This is a genomic window from Pseudomonadota bacterium, from assembly GCA_039024915.1.
GTDB lineage: Bacteria > Pseudomonadota > Alphaproteobacteria > Rhizobiales > MH13 > MH13.
On record JBCCPK010000001.1, the window covers coordinates 539409 to 554684 of the forward strand.

The 15276-nt window shown below is 59.0% G+C and carries 14 protein-coding genes and 1 other RNA gene; 6 read left to right on the forward strand and 9 right to left on the reverse strand.

All coding sequences use genetic code 11. The features are described 5' to 3' along the window. Positions 1-3: 3 nt before the first annotated feature. The 3 genes from AAF739_02570 to ffs all read right to left on the reverse strand — a co-directional run bounded on the left by AAF739_02570 (position 4) and on the right by ffs (position 2349). The gene (locus AAF739_02570; GenBank protein MEM6381533.1) at positions 4-327 is read right to left on the reverse strand and encodes a YbaB/EbfC family nucleoid-associated protein; all 324 of its coding nucleotides are present in this window, start codon (positions 325-327) and stop codon (positions 4-6) included. Continuing rightward, the gene (locus AAF739_02575) at positions 315-2210 is read right to left on the reverse strand and encodes a DNA polymerase III subunit gamma/tau (protein MEM6381534.1); all 1896 of its coding nucleotides are present in this window, start codon (positions 2208-2210) and stop codon (positions 315-317) included. The genes AAF739_02570 and AAF739_02575 overlap by 13 nt, the downstream gene beginning before the upstream one ends. Before the next feature lie 41 nt (positions 2211-2251). After that, an RNA gene (gene ffs / locus AAF739_02580) (signal recognition particle sRNA small type) lies at positions 2252-2349 on the reverse strand. A gap of 101 nt (positions 2350-2450) precedes the next feature. Between ffs and AAF739_02585 the strand changes: the two genes are divergently transcribed. Then, a complete protein-coding gene (locus AAF739_02585) occupies positions 2451-2876 on the forward strand; it encodes an HIT family protein (GenBank protein ID MEM6381535.1) in 426 nt (141 codons plus the stop codon). Beyond that, positions 2873-3844 carry an NAD(+) diphosphatase gene (nudC, locus tag AAF739_02590; GenBank protein ID MEM6381536.1) on the forward strand — a complete coding sequence of 324 codons (972 nt, stop codon included), beginning with the start codon at positions 2873-2875 and terminating at the stop codon, positions 3842-3844. The genes AAF739_02585 and nudC overlap by 4 nt, the downstream gene beginning before the upstream one ends. Positions 3845-3846: 2 nt before the next feature. Here nudC and xseA read toward each other — a convergent pair whose 3' ends face one another. Further along, positions 3847-5415, reverse strand: a complete 1569-nt coding sequence (gene xseA, locus AAF739_02595; GenBank protein MEM6381537.1) for an exodeoxyribonuclease VII large subunit — start codon at positions 5413-5415, stop codon at positions 3847-3849. A 65-nt stretch (positions 5416-5480) separates the two neighbouring features. On the opposite strand from xseA, the gene AAF739_02600 reads away from it, so the two are divergent. Together AAF739_02600 and AAF739_02605 are read left to right on the forward strand one after the other, a co-directional pair. Then, positions 5481-6260, forward strand: a complete 780-nt coding sequence (locus AAF739_02600) for a 16S rRNA (uracil(1498)-N(3))-methyltransferase (GenBank protein ID MEM6381538.1) — start codon at positions 5481-5483, stop codon at positions 6258-6260. Between the two features lie 70 nt (positions 6261-6330). Further along, entirely contained in the window at positions 6331-8262 is a 1932-nt protein-coding gene (locus AAF739_02605) for a DUF87 domain-containing protein (protein MEM6381539.1), read from the forward strand. Here AAF739_02605 and AAF739_02610 read toward each other — a convergent pair. Further along, positions 8259-9611: an MATE family efflux transporter gene (locus AAF739_02610; protein ID MEM6381540.1), complete on the reverse strand. Its 1353-nt coding sequence runs from the start codon at positions 9609-9611 to the stop codon at positions 8259-8261. The genes AAF739_02605 and AAF739_02610 overlap by 4 nt on opposite strands. 54 nt (positions 9612-9665) lie before the next feature. Here AAF739_02610 and AAF739_02615 point away from each other — a divergent pair, with 54 nt between their 5' ends. Further along, on the forward strand, positions 9666-10586 hold the full coding sequence (locus AAF739_02615; GenBank protein MEM6381541.1) for a histone deacetylase: 921 nt from the start codon (positions 9666-9668) through the stop codon (positions 10584-10586). Between the two features lie 51 nt (positions 10587-10637). On the opposite strand, the gene AAF739_02620 is transcribed toward AAF739_02615, so the two are convergent. Then, positions 10638-10910, reverse strand: coding sequence for a DUF6460 domain-containing protein (locus tag AAF739_02620; GenBank protein ID MEM6381542.1), 273 nt, complete (start codon positions 10908-10910; stop codon positions 10638-10640). A gap of 89 nt (positions 10911-10999) precedes the next feature. Between AAF739_02620 and purD the strand changes: the two genes are divergently transcribed. Then, on the forward strand, positions 11000-12262 hold the full coding sequence (purD, locus tag AAF739_02625) for a phosphoribosylamine--glycine ligase (protein MEM6381543.1): 1263 nt from the start codon (positions 11000-11002) through the stop codon (positions 12260-12262). A gap of 29 nt (positions 12263-12291) precedes the next feature. On the opposite strand, the gene AAF739_02630 is transcribed toward purD, so the two are convergent. Genes AAF739_02630 through AAF739_02640 form a run of 3 tightly spaced genes read right to left on the reverse strand, consistent with a single transcriptional unit; the run spans position 12292 to position 15083 of the window. Then, complete coding sequence (locus AAF739_02630; protein ID MEM6381544.1) at positions 12292-13662, reverse strand: glutamate--cysteine ligase; 1371 nt, start codon at positions 13660-13662, stop codon at positions 12292-12294. A gap of 39 nt (positions 13663-13701) precedes the next feature. Continuing rightward, the gene (locus tag AAF739_02635) at positions 13702-14745 is read right to left on the reverse strand and encodes a quinone-dependent dihydroorotate dehydrogenase (GenBank protein ID MEM6381545.1); all 1044 of its coding nucleotides are present in this window, start codon (positions 14743-14745) and stop codon (positions 13702-13704) included. Next, on the reverse strand, positions 14742-15083 hold the full coding sequence (locus AAF739_02640) for a DUF952 domain-containing protein (GenBank protein MEM6381546.1): 342 nt from the start codon (positions 15081-15083) through the stop codon (positions 14742-14744). The genes AAF739_02635 and AAF739_02640 overlap by 4 nt, the downstream gene beginning before the upstream one ends. Between the last annotated feature and the right edge of the window lie 193 nt (positions 15084-15276).

Below are 15276 nucleotides of genomic sequence, written 5' to 3' on the forward strand. Positions count from 1 at the left end.
TGATCACATGCCCGGCAGCTTCATACCCGGCGGCAGGCCCATACCTTGCATCATCTCGCCGGTCTTCTCAGCCATCATCGCTTCGACCTTAGCTTTTGCATCGTTATGCGCTGCGATGATCAGGTCTTCCAGGATCTCAGCTTCGTCGGCAACAAGCAGCGACGGATCGATCTTCAGTCCCGTCAGATCGTTCTTGCCGCTCATCGTCAGCGTGACCATGCCGCCGCCCGAGCTGCCCTCAACGGTCTGCTCAGCGAGCTCTGCCTGCATCTCCTGCATCTTATCCTGCATGGACTTGGCCTGTTTCATCATTTTCATGATGTCCATGGCGGGGTCTCCTCATCATGTTCGTCGGAATCTATGGGCAGATCGGATGCCTCTACGGAGCCAGACTTGGGCTCAACCTCCGCCTCTGTCTGCTTTCCCAGCTGGCGGACCTGCGTGATCTGTGCACCGGGAAAGGCGTCCACAACAGCCTTGACTGCCGGATGTTGATGGGCATCGAGCCGCGCGGCGTCGGCACGTTCTTGGGCAATCTCGTTAAGCGTCTGCGATTGCGCATCCGACCGGACCGACACCATCCAGCGTGACCCTGTCCACGCTTGCAAAGCGGCGGAAAGATCTCCCGCAAAGCCCCTTGGCGCCCCGTCAGCCAACCCAATTTCGATTGCATTGTCACCAAAGGTGACGGGGCGTACATAGGCTCGAATGAGCGGAGGTAGCGCAACGTTTCCGTTCGTCTGAGCCAATCCAATCAGGGCATCAAGGTCACGTATCTTGACCGGTTGCGGGGCTGCCTCGGCGACAGTTTCAACCGGAACTGGGTTCTCGCCCATAGGGCTCGGCGACGGCACCAAACCAAGCGATCCGGATTGCCCCAGCATGCCGCCATCACCGTTAGATTTTGGCGGAACGTGGAAAGGTTCGCGTTTCTCACTGCTGCGGGTAGTCGCTGGACCGGTATTGCCCGCTGCTGCGTCTACGCCCGCCGTTGTTATCTCACTTGAGAGTTTGCGCAAAACGTCGTCGGGCGTCGGCAGATCGGCTGCATAAGCAAGGCGAACAAGGATCATCTCAGCGGCGATAAGCGGCTTGGGTGCACGGGTAATCTCATCGAGGCCCTTTAGGAGGATTTGCCACGCTCGCGAAAGGACGCGCATCGACAAGGCTTCAGCTATCGGCCTCAGCCGTTCAAGGCTATCGGGCGTCAAAGAAGGCGACGGCACTTCCGGCAAGACTTTGAGCCGGGTCGCCGCGTGGATCATCTCCGCAAGGTCTCCGATCAAGCCTGCCGGGTCTGTTCCCCTGGCATATGCCGCCGCTAGAGCGCCCAGCGCGGTATCGATTTGACCTTTCATGACGGCTTCAAACAGATCGAGTGTCGCACTCTGATCGGCAAGGTTGAAAAGCCGCAAGAGCGCCGCGGCGCTGACAGGCCTGTCCGCGTCTGCGCCGGTGTGTGCGATCGCTTGGTCCAGGAGTGAAAGCGCATCCCTGACAGAGCCTTCGGAGGAGCGAGCAATAAGGTGAAGCGCGGCCGGTTCGGCAGATGCTCCCTCGGCTGTTACGACCGCCTCCAAATGACCGACCATCGCGTCCATTTCGATCCGACGCAGATCGAACCGCTGACAGCGCGACAAGATGGTGACCGGTACCTTGCCGATTTCAGTCGTAGCAAAGATGAATTTCACGTGCTGAGGTGGCTCTTCCAAGGTCTTCAAAAGAGCGTTGAACGCCGCCTTCGACAGCATGTGCACCTCATCAAGAAGGTACACTTTGAAGCGCGCGGAAACAGGTGCATAGCGCGCGGCATCAATGATCTCGCGAATGTCGTCGACGCCATTGTGAGAGGCGGCATCCATCTCAATGACGTCGATATGGCGGCCTTCCATGATGGCCTGGCAATGGACTCCCATCGTTTCGAGGTCGACCGTGGGCGCACCGCCGCCATCGGTCGATTCGAAGTTGAGGCCCCGCGCCAGAATGCGGGCCGTCGTCGTTTTGCCGACCCCGCGAACCCCGGTCAGGATGTAAGCTTGTGCAATCCGGCCCGTGTCAAACGCATTCCGGAGCGTTTGAACGATCGGCTCTTGCCCGATCAAATCCTTGAAACGCGTGGGCCGGTACTTGCGCGCAAGAACTGTGTATCCACCCTCTTCAGGACGCACGCGTGCGTTGTCTGTGCTGCCATCGGTTAGGCTGTCGGCCATGCGCATGGCTGCCTTTGTCGAGTCACGGGCGGTGCGAATGGGTGGGAGACTGAACGATGACCCGCACCGGAATCTCGTTGGGGCTGCTTCCTCTCGGACCTGACCCGGTTGGCGAGTGGCACGTCCGCCGCCAGCCTCCCAATACCTATATCGTATGCACGAGAAGTGATGTCCAGAGCGATGGCGCGAATGGATCAAGCCTCTGGACGGCGGCAACGATCACGCCTAAGTCAGCGGCCCATGACATCGCCTTTTCGTCTCGATCCGCGCCTGGAAACCGAGACCATCCTACTTTGTGAAACGTCCTGTGGCCTGCTGCTTGTCAATCGCGACGGCCGCTTCCCATGGGTGATTTACGTTCCAACGCAAGGCGATCTCGCGGACCTGGTCGACCTTAGCGATGCAGACCAGACCGCGGCCATGGCCGACGTGCGATCGGTTAGTCTTGAACTTCGGTCCGCCACCGGCTGCGACAAGTTGAACATTGCCAGCCTGGGAAATGTGGTGCGCCAACTGCATATCCACATCATCGCGCGGTTCAAGACCGACGAGGCATGGCCGGGACCTGTTTGGGGGGTTGGAGAGCCAGAACCTTTAGAAGACCTGCCCAGATGGGCAAATGACGTCCGCACAGCCCTCGTCGACACCGGTTGGACGCCGTTATGACGGAACGGAATCTGGCAGCACTCTTTGCTGGTCTGCCTCGTCAAGACCTGTCTGCACAGACTGGTTTTTCCGGCAATCGACTCAATCGACATGGCGACAGACGCGACGATACCGACTTCCTGGCGATGTTGGAGAGCAAGGCGCGCTTCATCGTGTTTGATGGGTCCGCTTTGGTCGAGGGCGCGCGTGAGCCAAAGGGGCTTTACCAGGAGTTTCTGAGCAAGGACGCCGATCCGCAGACCCGGGTGTTTTGTGGCGAGGATGAGATCGGTCCCGTTTTCGCGTATGCACTGAAGCCCTCGGAGTCGACGTCCGATGTTGGTGGGCTGGCGACAACGCCTCCAAGCCAGCAGCCCTTGCGCCCGTTTGCCGAGCTTTTTCCGATCCTCGATCATCATCTCGGCATCCTTGCCGAAGCAGCGTCCCTGACGGGCTGGCATGTGAGACACCGGTTCTGCGCGAAATGCGGCGGCCTGACCCAGAACGAGCAGGCGGGCTGGCGACGCTCCTGTACGGTCTGCGGTGCGCTCCATTTTCCGCGCACCGACCCGGTGGTGATCGTCAACATCATTGACCCGCAAACGGGCGATGTCCTGCTCGGCCGTCAAGAACGATTCCCCCCGGGCATGTTTTCCTGTCTGGCGGGCTTTGTGGAGGGCGGCGAAACCCTTGAAGACGCGGTCAGGCGAGAGGTCCTTGAAGAGGTGGGTATCCCCTTGGGTCACGTCGCTTACCGGTGTTCGCAACCCTGGCCTTTTCCCTCGACCCTAATGACGGGGTTTGAGGCACACGCCTTGGCCCGCGACGTTGTACTCGATGAAGCTGAGCTCGCCGAAGCGCATTGGTTTTCGCCGAGCGAGTTAGCCACCATCGCTCGTAACCCCCGGGAGGATGGGCTGACATCAATACCGCCCAACCTCGCGATCGCGCGGACCCTCATCGACGACTACCTGTTACGGCCCGCGTAAAGCTAATCGAACAACGTTTCCTGTTTGGGTGTCGGCCGAGCGTCCACAACCCGCTTCGTGCGAGCCGGTTTTGCCCGCTCGGCCTTGTCGCTGGATACGAGCGATGCTTCGCGATGCCCATCAGCCAACTCGACCGCGAAGACGCCTGCCTGATCGAGGGCTTGAACCGAACGTATGGGGGCTCCCGTGTTATCCCGAACAACAGCAAATCCGCGGGTCAACACGTTGCGATAGTTGAAGGCATCGAGCAGTTGCGCGCGCTGAGTTAAATGATCGCGTTTGCGTGCCTGCAAAACGCCAATACTTCTGGCGAGACGCCGCGCGGCTAGCGCCAAGTGCTTTCTCCCATCAACTGCGCGGCGCTCGATAGAGCGTGGTGAAAGCTGCCGGGCGACGCTGCGCAGGGATTCTGTCTTGACCGCAAGCAGATTTGTCCGTGCGCGCTGCAAACGCTGATCGACGTTTCGAAGGCTCTTGCGGCGCTCTTGGAGGCCCATAAGCACAAGCCTTGGTGTCACCCTAGATGCGACGCCGTCATACCGGCCGCGATTCCGGATGGTGCCGCTCTTCAGAGCATGCGCAAGACGCAAGGTCGCGGCATCAAGCCTTTGGCGCGGTCCGTTGACGAGGTTCTCCAGTTTCGGAAGCGCACGGGCAAGACTGCGCGCATCTCGGCGACGACCTTCGATCCCCCGTAAAGTCGAGGCGACCAGTCGCCGGCCAAGATCATCGGTCGCAACGATGAGGTCGGCTTTGACAGGAACGACCATTTCCGCAGCACCGGTCGGGGTCGGCGCACGCACGTCCGCAGCGTAGTCGATCAAGGTCCAGTCGGTCTCGTGACCAACCGCTGAAACAAGAGGAATGGCGCTCGCCGCTGCGGCGCGCGCGACGTTTTCCTCGTTAAAGCTCCACAGATCCTCGAGCGAGCCGCCGCCCCGCGCGACAATCAATACATCGGGACGGGCAACGGGGCCGTCTGTATCGAGCGCGTTGAAGCCCTCGATCGCGCGCGTCACTTCCTTTGCGCTTGTCTCACCTTGAACCCGAACAGGCCAGACCAATACGTGGACCGGCGTACGATCGGACAGACGATGCAGAATATCCCGGATGACCGCCCCGGTTGGCGATGTGACAACGCCAACGGTTTTCGGCAGGAATGGTAAGGGGCGCTTACGCTGCTCATCGAACAACCCCTCGGCTGCCAGCGTACGGCGGCGTTCTTCAAGCAGCTTCATCAGAGCGCCAATACCGGCGGGCTCTATGCGATCAACGACAAGTTGGTAGCGTGACTGCCCGGGAAATGTGGTCAGACGGCCAGTTGCGATGACCTCAAGGCCCTCTTCGGGTTTGAAGGTCAGTTTATTCGCCGTGCCCTTCCACATAACAGCCGAGAGCACGGCGCGGTCATCCTTGAGGTCGGTATAAATATGGCCGGAGGCCGGTCGGCTCACTCGACCAAGCTCACCGCGCACGCGAACGTAGCCGAAGGCGTCCTCAACCGTTCGCTTGACGGCGGTCGAAATCTCGCTGACGGAGTATTCTGGCGTGTTGGTTGTCGCTGCTTCCATCGGCGAAACATGCTCTGCGCGCCGATTCGGGGCAAGTCACCCAGATCAACTTCAGAGGACCGACCATGCCCACTGGTGTGGATTTCAGAACCCAACGCCTGTTTGTCGATGCGCCGCTTGGCGAGGGCACGGTTATCGATCTGAGTGATAAGCACGCGCACTATCTGCTGACCGTTTTGCGAATGCAATCTGGAAGCGATCTGCTGGTCTTTAACGGCAGGGATGGTGAGTGGCACGCAAAGGTCGAAAGACGCTCCAAGCGAGCCGGTTCGCTATCCATCCAGCAGCAGACAAGGATCCAGCCGCAAGCAAATGATCTGTGGCTGCTGTTTGCGCCTATCAAACGAGAGCGGATGCAACTGCTCGTCGAGAAGGCGGTGGAAATGGGCACTGGTTACCTTGTGCCGGTTCGGACTGAACATACCCAGCATTCAGCAGTGAGGAGCGACAAGCTGCGAGCCATCATCATTGAAGCCGCGGAACAATGCGGCGTTCTCGCGCCGCCAAGCTTGGCTGAGATAACATCGCTCGACGACGCAATCAGCGATCTTTCAGAGAGCAATCGGACGTTGGTTTTCTGCGATGAACGAGCGGACCTCTCTGAAACGGTGGATCACCTTCGCACCATCAGAGGAAGTCCGATCGCTGTACTTATTGGGCCAGAAGGTGGCTTCTCTGCCGAAGAACGCCATCGTGTCACCAGCCTGCCTGGCCATGTGACGCTCTCCCTTGGTCCAAGAATTTTACGCGCGGAAACGGCAGCTGTGGCTGCGCTCACTTTGGTACAATCAGTCTCCGGAGATTGGAAAGATTACTTAACCACCCAGCATGATAGCCAAGCTTAAGTAAGGAAGCGACAACGCCCGCAACTGTATTGCTCTGCAAAACCTGAGATCAGTATTGGCCGGTGCAGCAATGCAAGACGCCCCGTTTCCTTACAAGCCAGCGATCGCCGTATCGGCACCAGCGCAGGCCCCAGCACCAGTCCCAAAAAGCTTACCACAGCCGGTTTCCGAGCATTGCATCGGCACCTTGCGCTCCATCAATGGGACCCGTGCGCAAATCATCATGGATGGAACCGCCGCACATGCGGCCACTCTGGGCGCGTTTGTTACCATCCGAACAGGCTACGCCATCGCCATCGCTCAGATTGTCGGGATGCACGTCCCGGAAAGCATGTCGTCCCGTCCCGGCGTAGCAATTGCCGGCGTCGCGGACATTGAGCTTGTCGGTGAGTTACTTCCTGATGCAGATGGAAACCCGACGGTCTTTCGCCGCGGCGTTTCGGTCGCGCCACGCCTGGGCGATCAGATTCACATGATCAGCCATGATGGCCTGTCGTTGATTAATCGACAGGACAATTCAACGGCCATCACAGTTGGAAAAATCCACCAAGATCCAACCGTTCCGGCGGCTGTGGAAATCGACGAGATGCTGGGCAAGCACTTTGCGATCGTCGGCTCGACCGGGACCGGTAAGTCGTGCACCGTTGCTCTGCTGCTTCGGCGCGTGCTCGAACGGCACCCGCATGCGCATATTGTGCTTCTAGACCCGCACAATGAGTACGCAAGCTGCTTTGGTCAGCAAGCGGAACACGTTCCCCTCCATAAGCTGAACCTGCCTTACTGGTGTTTGACCTTCGAGGAGGTTGTAGAGGTTCTTCTGGGCAGCAAGGCCGAAAGTGCTGAGGAAGTCGAGGTTCTTCGTGAACTTATCCCCGCGGCGAAGCGGCAGTTTGCGCTGGCTGGCGCCGACGAACACGCTTCCATACGGCTCAGCAGCGCGAAGTCCCGCCTTGGCCGAGAACGGTTCAGCGTCGACGTCCCTTTGCCGTATCGCATGGCAGACCTTATCGCCATGATCGACGAAGAGATGGGCAAACTTGAGAAACAGCGCGATCTCAATGTCTACCGTCGTCTCAAGGCGCGGATTGCGACCGTGACGCAAGATCCACGCTTCGGTTTCATGTTTGGCAGCTTTGCTGTTCAAGACTCGCTGAAAAGCATGCTGCAACAGCTCTTTCGGGTGCCTGTGGCCGGCAAGCCTATAACCGTTATCGGGCTCATGGGCCTACCGAGCGAGGTGATTAACGTTCTCGTTTCGGTCTTGGCGCGGCTCGCGTTCGATCTGGCGATCTATAGCGAGGGACGATTGCCCATTACCTTTGTCTGTGAAGAGGCGCACCGCTACGTCCCAGCACAGTCAAATCAGGGTTTTGAGCCCACAAAGCGATCGATTGCGCGCATCGCAAAAGAGGGCCGTAAATATGGCGCGTCGTTGTGCGTGGTGAGCCAGCGACCGGCAGACCTCGACCCTACAATCCTCTCGCAATGCTCGACAGTTTTCGCCATGCGTTTGGCAAACGAGCGAGACCAAACAATCATTGGATCGGCGCTTGCAGACGCCAGCCATGTGCTTCTGAACGCTCTGCCAATGCTTGGAACCCGCGAAGCTATTGTGTTCGGTGAGGCGGTCAACCTGCCTTCAAGGATCGTCCTCGATCAGCTGCCTTCGGATGCACTGCCACGTGGCAACACGGCAGCATTTACAGAGCATTGGGCGCACGATCAGGCCGATGATGAAATCCTGACCGGTGTCATTCAGCAGTGGCGCTACACCTCCGATGGCCTGAAGGAACGCATGTCGAGCGCGATGGACAGGTTGAAGCAAAACCGTGACGAGGAAGTCACCAGCGCGCAACGGTCCGATCGCTTTGTCTCGGGCATCAATCCTACCCAAGGCGTGCCGGCCAGTCCGGCCTATGGCGCAGCACACAGCTCACCTGCAGCTGCACCGAGCGGAAATGCGTGGACAGTGAGGCAAGCGCGCACGGGCACTGGCCGCTAGGCAGGACCGGGTAGCGTCGCATTCAAACGTCTGGGTAGGATTGCGCCCAACGTCACGCCGCGCATCCCTAAAAAAGCCAGTAGGCTGATCCAAAGCCCAGTATTGCCAGCCAACGGGGTCAGAACGTAGGCCAAGCCCAGAAATACGGCGAGCGACACGAGCATCATGTTTCGCATGTCGCGTGACCAAGTGGCCCCGATAAAGACGCCATCAAGGACAACCGCAGCCGCGCCAATCACCGGCGTCAACGCCGCAAATACCAGATAGTGTGAGCCAAGTTCGCGCACATCCTGTGCGGTCGTCATTGTGGTCAGGACCAGATCGCCGGCGAGCAGAAACAGGACCGTCGCGCAAGCAGCAAGAATACCGGACCAAAGCGCGCAGAGCTTGACCGCTCGCACAAACTGCTGACGCACCCCAGCACCAATTGCGCGACCGACAATCTGTTCGGCGGCCGTCGCCAGACCATCGAGAAAGTAGCTAGCGAGCAAGAAGTACTTCTCGAGGATCGCGTTCGCCGCCAGCGTGGTTTCGCCCTGCTGTGCGGACAGCCGTGTGAACGTTGCAAAGGCAAACAGCAAAGCAAATGACCGAATCATGATGTCCCGGTTGACCGCAAACATTCGCCAAAGCTCAGCGCGATCGAAAACGACGGCTGGGGATGGCCACGCCCACCGCCGAAGCCTTCGGGCAAGCAGGACAATGCCAAGCAACAACGCGACCGCTTCAGCAAGTATGCTCGCAGCGGCGACACCAGCGACGCCGAGGTCCAGAACCAGGACGAAGTAAACGTTAAGGATCACGTTGGTGAGGTTGAGCACGGTTTGGATCGCCAGCCCCGTCAGAGCCTCCCCACGGCCCAAAAAGAAGCCTAGTACGACGAAGTTGGATAGGCTGATCGGGGCTGCCAGAATCCGGACGGAAAAGTAGATTCCGACTGCTTCCTGCACCCGTGCTGATCCTCCAAGGAAGGCGAGTGCCAAGTCAAAAAAGGGCGCTTGGACGAGCAACGCCACCATCCCGATCACGAGCGCAAGCAGCAGCGCGCGCAGGAGGACTGCGAGCTGACGGTCGGGTTGGCCCGCACCATAGGCTTGCGCCACAAGGCCGGTGGTTCCGGACCGAAGAAAGTTCATTGTCGTGAACAGGACATCGAAGATGATCCCACCCACCGCGATGGCGCCAACAAGGGCAGCGTCACCGAGCTGACCGACAGCCCAGGTATCGGCCAAGCCAACAAGCGGCGTCGACACAAACGCCAGCGTCATCGGCGCTGCGATTGCGAAGACGCCACGATTTGTGACGGCGAAGTCGGATTTCTTGGTTGGTGGTTTCGCGGCGGGATCCATTGATCGTGCTTAGGCCCGTTTGCGCGCGTTCAACAAGGACCTATATCGGGCTAAATGCAGACACCCGTTCAATCCCCCTACCTGCCGATCGTGCACCATATTGGGTATGTCGCGGAGATGCCGGAAAGGCATCGCTTCCCGATGGCGAAGTTTGGCGCACTGGCGGACCATCTTCAGGCTGAGGGGCTCGTTCCCAATGGCTATTTCGAGCCGCGCGAAGCACCACATGGCTGGCTGACGTTAGCCCATGATGCGGCCTATGTAGACGCGGTGAACCATGCCAGCGTGCCCCCACACATCGCCAAACAGATCGGCCTGCCCATGACCCATTCGGTCGGCAAACGTGGACGTCTTGCCACCGCGGGGACAGTGCTAACGGGCCAGCTAGCGCTTGAGCACGGGCTCGCAGCGAACACCGCTGGCGGCAGCCATCATGCGCGCTTCGAGCATGGCGCGGGCTTTTGCGTCTTCAACGATGTTGCTGTCGCCGTCCGAGCCTTGCAGGCAGACGGTGCCATCGAGCGGGCACTCATCATCGACCTCGATGTGCATCAAGGCGACGGGACGGCGAGAATCTTTGAAGGCGACCCCAGTGTCTGGACCGTTTCCGTTCACGCCCGCTCAAACTACCCAGCCGAAAAGGCTCGAAGCAGTGTCGACGTTGAGCTGGCCGACGGTACGACAGATTCCGACTATCTTGATGTGGTCCGTGCGGCGATCCCGCTCGCGATGGATGGCTTTGGCCCGGACATCGTCTTCTACAATGCGGGCGTCGATCCACATAAGGACGATAAACTGGGCCGCCTCGCTCTAACCACCCAGGGCTTGATCGACCGCGATCGTTTCGTTGTCGACGCCGCCCGTTGCCGTGGGGTACCGATCGCAGCGGTAATCGGCGGCGGTTATGCCGATGATCATCCCAGTGTGGGCATCCGCCACGCGACGATCCACAAGGTCATGTGGGAGTATGTTTGATGCACCGACGCGAAGACCGGCAGATACCCTTTCAGGCACGCGACCAAGCTACTAGCCGCTCCGGCCACGGTCGAGGATGCGCATGACGAGCCAAATCGGTATCACGAGCGTGGCACCGAGGATGAGCCAATCGCCAAAAGCGCCAAACGCCTCGAAGCCAAGGTTCCAAATCCGCTCGAAAAAGCCGAAAAAGCCTTCGATGACCGTGGCAGGGGTCATGCCTAGCGCCGACAGTACGATGCCAACCAAAAGTGAAATGATCACCAGCTTGATTGCAACGGCAAGTGGTGAACCACCAAGGAAGCGGTTGACGGCGTTGGACATGTTTGGTCTCCCCGTGCGGGCTGCCATTCGGGTGTTTGACACCGCGATGTGGCAACCTGCGGCGTAAATTGCAAGCTTGGGAGAGGCGCATGCGAGTGCTCGTGATCGGCAGCGGAGGACGGGAGCATGCGCTGATATGGGCGTTACAGCGTTCACCATCGGTTACCCATTTATGGTGTGCACCGGGCAACGCTGGAATCCCAAATAGCGTTGAGCTGGACGTGACCGACTTTGAGGCGGTCACCGATTTTTGCGCGATTGAGGCAATTGACCTAGCAGTCATTGGTCCCGAAGCACCCCTGGTTGCAGGGTTGGTCGATGATCTGGAAGCGTCAGGCTCGCTCGCCTTTGGCCCAAGCAAGCAGGCCGCTCAGCTCGAAGGGTCTAAAACATTCACCAAGACACTGTGTGAGGAGGCCGGGATACCGACGGCAGCCTATGCCAGTTTCGAGTCTCTCGATCCCGCGCTTGCTTACGTCGAGCACCAAAACGCACCGATCGTCATCAAAGCCGATGGGCTCGCAGCCGGTAAAGGTGTCACCGTCGCGCAAACCATGCAGGAGGCGCGGGAGGCCGTCGGCGCATGTTTCGATGGCGCCTTCGGGCAAGCGGGAGCACGCGTCGTCATTGAAGAGTGTCTGGTTGGCGAAGAAGCAAGCGTCTTTGCTTTGTGCGACGGTGAGAGGGCAGTCTTCTTTGGGGCAGCGCAGGACCATAAACGCGTCGGAGAAGGCGACACCGGGCCGAACACGGGAGGTATGGGTGCCTACACACCTCCGCCGATCATGACCGAAGCTCTTATCTCCCAAACGATGAACGAGATCGTGCACCCCGCCGTTGCGGCGATGTCAGCGAGGGGCACGCCCTTCAAAGGGGTTCTTTTCGCCGGCCTCATGATCACACATGAGGGACCGAAGCTGATCGAATTCAACACGCGGTTCGGAGACCCCGAATGTCAGGCGCTCATGATGCAATTCGATGGCGATCTCGGTGCATTGCTGCTCGCCTGCGCTGAAGGGGACGCGCGACGGGTACCAATCCGCTTCAAGTCGGGTTCTGCTATGACGGTTGTGCTGGCCAACAAAGGCTATCCGGGAGCGTACGACAAAGGCAGCGCCATCGGGCTGCCGGACCAACTCGACGATGATGCCGCTATCTTCCACGCAGGCACCGCCCACGGATCCGATGGCATTTTACGGGCGAACGGCGGCCGGGTGCTCGGCATTACCGCGCGCGGCGATACGCTGGTGCAGGCGCGCGAACGGGCATACACAATCGTCGACCAAATCGATTGGCCGCAGGGCTTTTGCCGCCGCGATATAGGCTGGCGGGCGCTGGGTGAGGATACCTAGTGCCATGTATGTGCAAGGGTACGCGGAGATCAGTAAGCCAAGTCCTTGAACACGGGATCGAGTTCCCCCGCCCAAGAGGCGTGATAGTGGTCAAGAAGGATATCTGAGGGACTTTTTCCCGTCTCGACAACCTCTTCCAGCGCTGTGAGGAAGATGGTTTCGTCGTTTCCGGATGCATTGAGCTCGCCACGGGCAAGCAAGCCTTGTTTCGCAAGCGCCACGACTTCCTTCGCCAAATCTCGCACTGTCCCGCCGCGAAAGGGTGTCCGAAGTCCAAGCTCAGGAACGCCGTCACGTATTGCCTTCCGCTCTTCCGCGGTCAGGTCCATCGCAAGGCTTTCAGCCCGTTTCAACGTGTCTGGGTCGTACAATAAGCCTACCCACAAAGCGGGGAGCGCACATATGCGCGCCCAAGGGCCACCGTCGGCACCACGCATTTCCAGGAAGCGCTTAAGCCGCACATCGGGGAAAAGCGTCGAAAGATGGTTTGTCCAGTCCGATAGTGTGGCCCGCTGGCCCGGAAGTGCTCGGTGCGTACCAGCGAGGAGATCACGGAATGAGGATCCCGCGACATCGTGGTAAGCCCCGTCGCGCTTGATAAAATACATTGGCACGCCAAGCGCCCACTCAACGTAGGCATCGTATCCAAAGTCGGCATCAAAAGCCTGAGGCAGAGCGCCTGTGCGATCATTATCGGTATCAAGCCAAATGTGAGCCCGTGCCGATTGCATACCGTTCACCTTGCCATCGGTGAAGGGTGAATTGGCAAACAGGGCCGTCGCAACCGGTTGAAGCGCAAGACCGACGCGAAGTTTCGCGACCATATCGGCTTCGCTTTCGAAGTCGACGTTCACTTGAATGGTCGCAGTTCGAAACATCATATCGAGGCCACGCGTGCCCACTTTCGGCATGTAGCGCGCCATGATCTCATAGCGTGATTTCGGCATGACCGGCGTTTCCTCAAGCGACCAGGTCGGCGACATGCCAAGGCCAAGGAATCCGATGCCCAGCGGGCCCGCAATCTCACGCAGATGCGCGAGATGCGAATGCACTTCAGAGCACGTCTCATGAAGTGTTTTCAGAGGCGCGCCGGAAAGCTCGAACTGCCCACCAGGTTCGAGACTGATCGCGCCCCCACCGTCTGCATCGGCAAGCCCAATGATACGGCCATCATCGAGGATCGGTTCCCAGCCAATGCGATGTTGCAAGGCGGTCAAGAGCTTCTCGATACCGCGGGGACCCTCGTACGGAACGGGGCTGTGGCCTTCATGGTTGAAGGGGAATTTCTCGTGCTCGGTGCCAATGCGGAATTCGGAGGCCGGCTTTTCGCCGCCCGCCAGATACGCCACAAGCGCCTCGCGACCCTCCAGCGGGGTTGCGTCTTCGCTATCGCGTGCCACTGCAAATCTCGTGTGGGCTGTTCTGTCGTTGTCGAAGCCTTAGGCTGCTTCAACTGATGTGTCGAGACCGTCGAGAATATCGCCGATCAGGCCAGGACCGCGAAAAACATATCCGGTGTAAAGCTGAACAAGGTCTGCGCCCGCATCAAGCTTCGCTTGCGCACTTTCAGCATCGTCCACACCGCCAACGCCAATCAGGGCCTTCGTGCGGCCAAGCCTTTCCCTAACAGTGCGGAGCATGGCGGTTGACGGCTCAAAAAGCGGCTTGCCGGAAAGGCCGCCGCTCTGATCACGGGCTGGCGACCGAAGGCCTTTCGGACGAGCGTTGCTAGTGTTGGCCACGACAAGGCCATCGATGTCACTTCGCTCGACGACATCGAGAATATCTGAGAGCCCAGACTCGTCCAGATCAGGTGCAATCTTCACAAACAAGGGACACGTCTCACCAGCGACAACGGTTTTCTCTCGCGCTTCGAGGGCTTGATCGAGAAGATGCGCAAGCGCGCCTTTTCCCTGCAGGTCGCGCAAACCGGGGGTGTTGGGTGAGGAAACGTTGATGGTGATGTAGTCGCCAAGCTGCGCGAGCCGACGAACGCCTGTTACATAATCGGCGGCACGATCATCGGAATCCTTGTTAGCGCCGATGTTGATTCCAACCATCCCGGCACGCCCGCCCTTTGGCGGCAGTTTGGCAAGGCGATGGGCCAGCGCGTCAAGGCCCTCATTGTTGAACCCAAGCCTGTTGATCAGTGCTTCATCTTCAACCAGCCGGAACACCCTCGGTTTGGGGTTTCCGACTTGGGCTCGTGGGGTAACCGTCCCGACTTCGATAAAGCCAAAGCCCTGATTTAGTACCTGCAGTGGCACGCGCCCGTTTTTATCAAAACCCGCGGCGACACCGATCGGATTGGGGAACACAAGACCAGCGACCTTTCGCTGAAGCGCCGGTCGGGAAAGTCGCGCCTTGCGGCTGGGCCGCATCAAGCCCAGTTCGAGCGCCCTCAAAGCCAGATCATGGGCGTCTTCCGGCGGTTTGGTAAACACCAGTTTTTTAGCGAGGGGCCATGGGTCGATGCCCTTCATTGCAAGCCCCATTCAGGACGCGCAGGTAGCAGGCCATCATCGCCAATAGGCGTACTGCCAAGGACAGCATCCATCATAAGATCCCCATAAAGATGGGGGAATAGTGCACCACCGCGTGAAGGTTCCCAGACAAGCGCTTCACCAAGCTTGTCTGTATCCACTGCGATCAGGGCGAGGCCTGATTGGCCGGAAAAATGCTTCCTCAGCGTCTCTCCAACCTGTTGGGCAGTCGAAAAGTGAATGAAGCCATCTTCGAGGTCTATCGGCGCTCCAGAATAGACACCCACCTTCTGCGCTGCTGCCCACTTACTGAGTTGTTCGATCTTGAAGATGATCATCGCTTACCGCTTCCCCGGCCGACGGATTGCGAAGGCCGTCGATAGGGTTAGGAACGTGATCCCTCTCGGTCAAGGCAGACTTTGAATTGGCACCTTGTGTCAACAGAACTGCCTGCAAAAGCAATGATACGGGACTACTCGTATTGATTGTATCAGCAATTGATGCTCGTTTTTGGCAGTAGACGGGCTTGAG

What these genes read in the sequence shown, in the direction of transcription:
- AAF739_02575 (MEM6381534.1), bottom strand. Translation starts at nt 2,210, where the DNA reads ATGGCCGACAGCCTAACCGATGGCAGCACAGACAACGCACGCGTGCGT.
- AAF739_02605 (MEM6381539.1), top strand. Translation starts at nt 6,331, where the DNA reads ATGCAAGACGCCCCGTTTCCTTACAAGCCAGCGATCGCCGTATCGGCA.
- AAF739_02600 (MEM6381538.1), top strand. Translation starts at nt 5,481, where the DNA reads ATGCCCACTGGTGTGGATTTCAGAACCCAACGCCTGTTTGTCGATGCG.
- xseA (MEM6381537.1), bottom strand. Translation starts at nt 5,415, where the DNA reads ATGGAAGCAGCGACAACCAACACGCCAGAATACTCCGTCAGCGAGATT.
- AAF739_02615 (MEM6381541.1), top strand. Translation starts at nt 9,666, where the DNA reads ATGCAGACACCCGTTCAATCCCCCTACCTGCCGATCGTGCACCATATT.
- AAF739_02585 (MEM6381535.1), top strand. Translation starts at nt 2,451, where the DNA reads ATGACATCGCCTTTTCGTCTCGATCCGCGCCTGGAAACCGAGACCATC.
- AAF739_02640 (MEM6381546.1), bottom strand. Translation starts at nt 15,083, where the DNA reads ATGATCATCTTCAAGATCGAACAACTCAGTAAGTGGGCAGCAGCGCAG.
- nudC (MEM6381536.1), top strand. Translation starts at nt 2,873, where the DNA reads ATGACGGAACGGAATCTGGCAGCACTCTTTGCTGGTCTGCCTCGTCAA.
- AAF739_02610 (MEM6381540.1), bottom strand. Translation starts at nt 9,611, where the DNA reads ATGGATCCCGCCGCGAAACCACCAACCAAGAAATCCGACTTCGCCGTC.
- AAF739_02570 (MEM6381533.1), bottom strand. Translation starts at nt 327, where the DNA reads ATGGACATCATGAAAATGATGAAACAGGCCAAGTCCATGCAGGATAAG.
- AAF739_02635 (MEM6381545.1), bottom strand. Translation starts at nt 14,745, where the DNA reads ATGAAGGGCATCGACCCATGGCCCCTCGCTAAAAAACTGGTGTTTACC.
- AAF739_02620 (MEM6381542.1), bottom strand. Translation starts at nt 10,910, where the DNA reads ATGTCCAACGCCGTCAACCGCTTCCTTGGTGGTTCACCACTTGCCGTT.
- purD (MEM6381543.1), top strand. Translation starts at nt 11,000, where the DNA reads ATGCGAGTGCTCGTGATCGGCAGCGGAGGACGGGAGCATGCGCTGATA.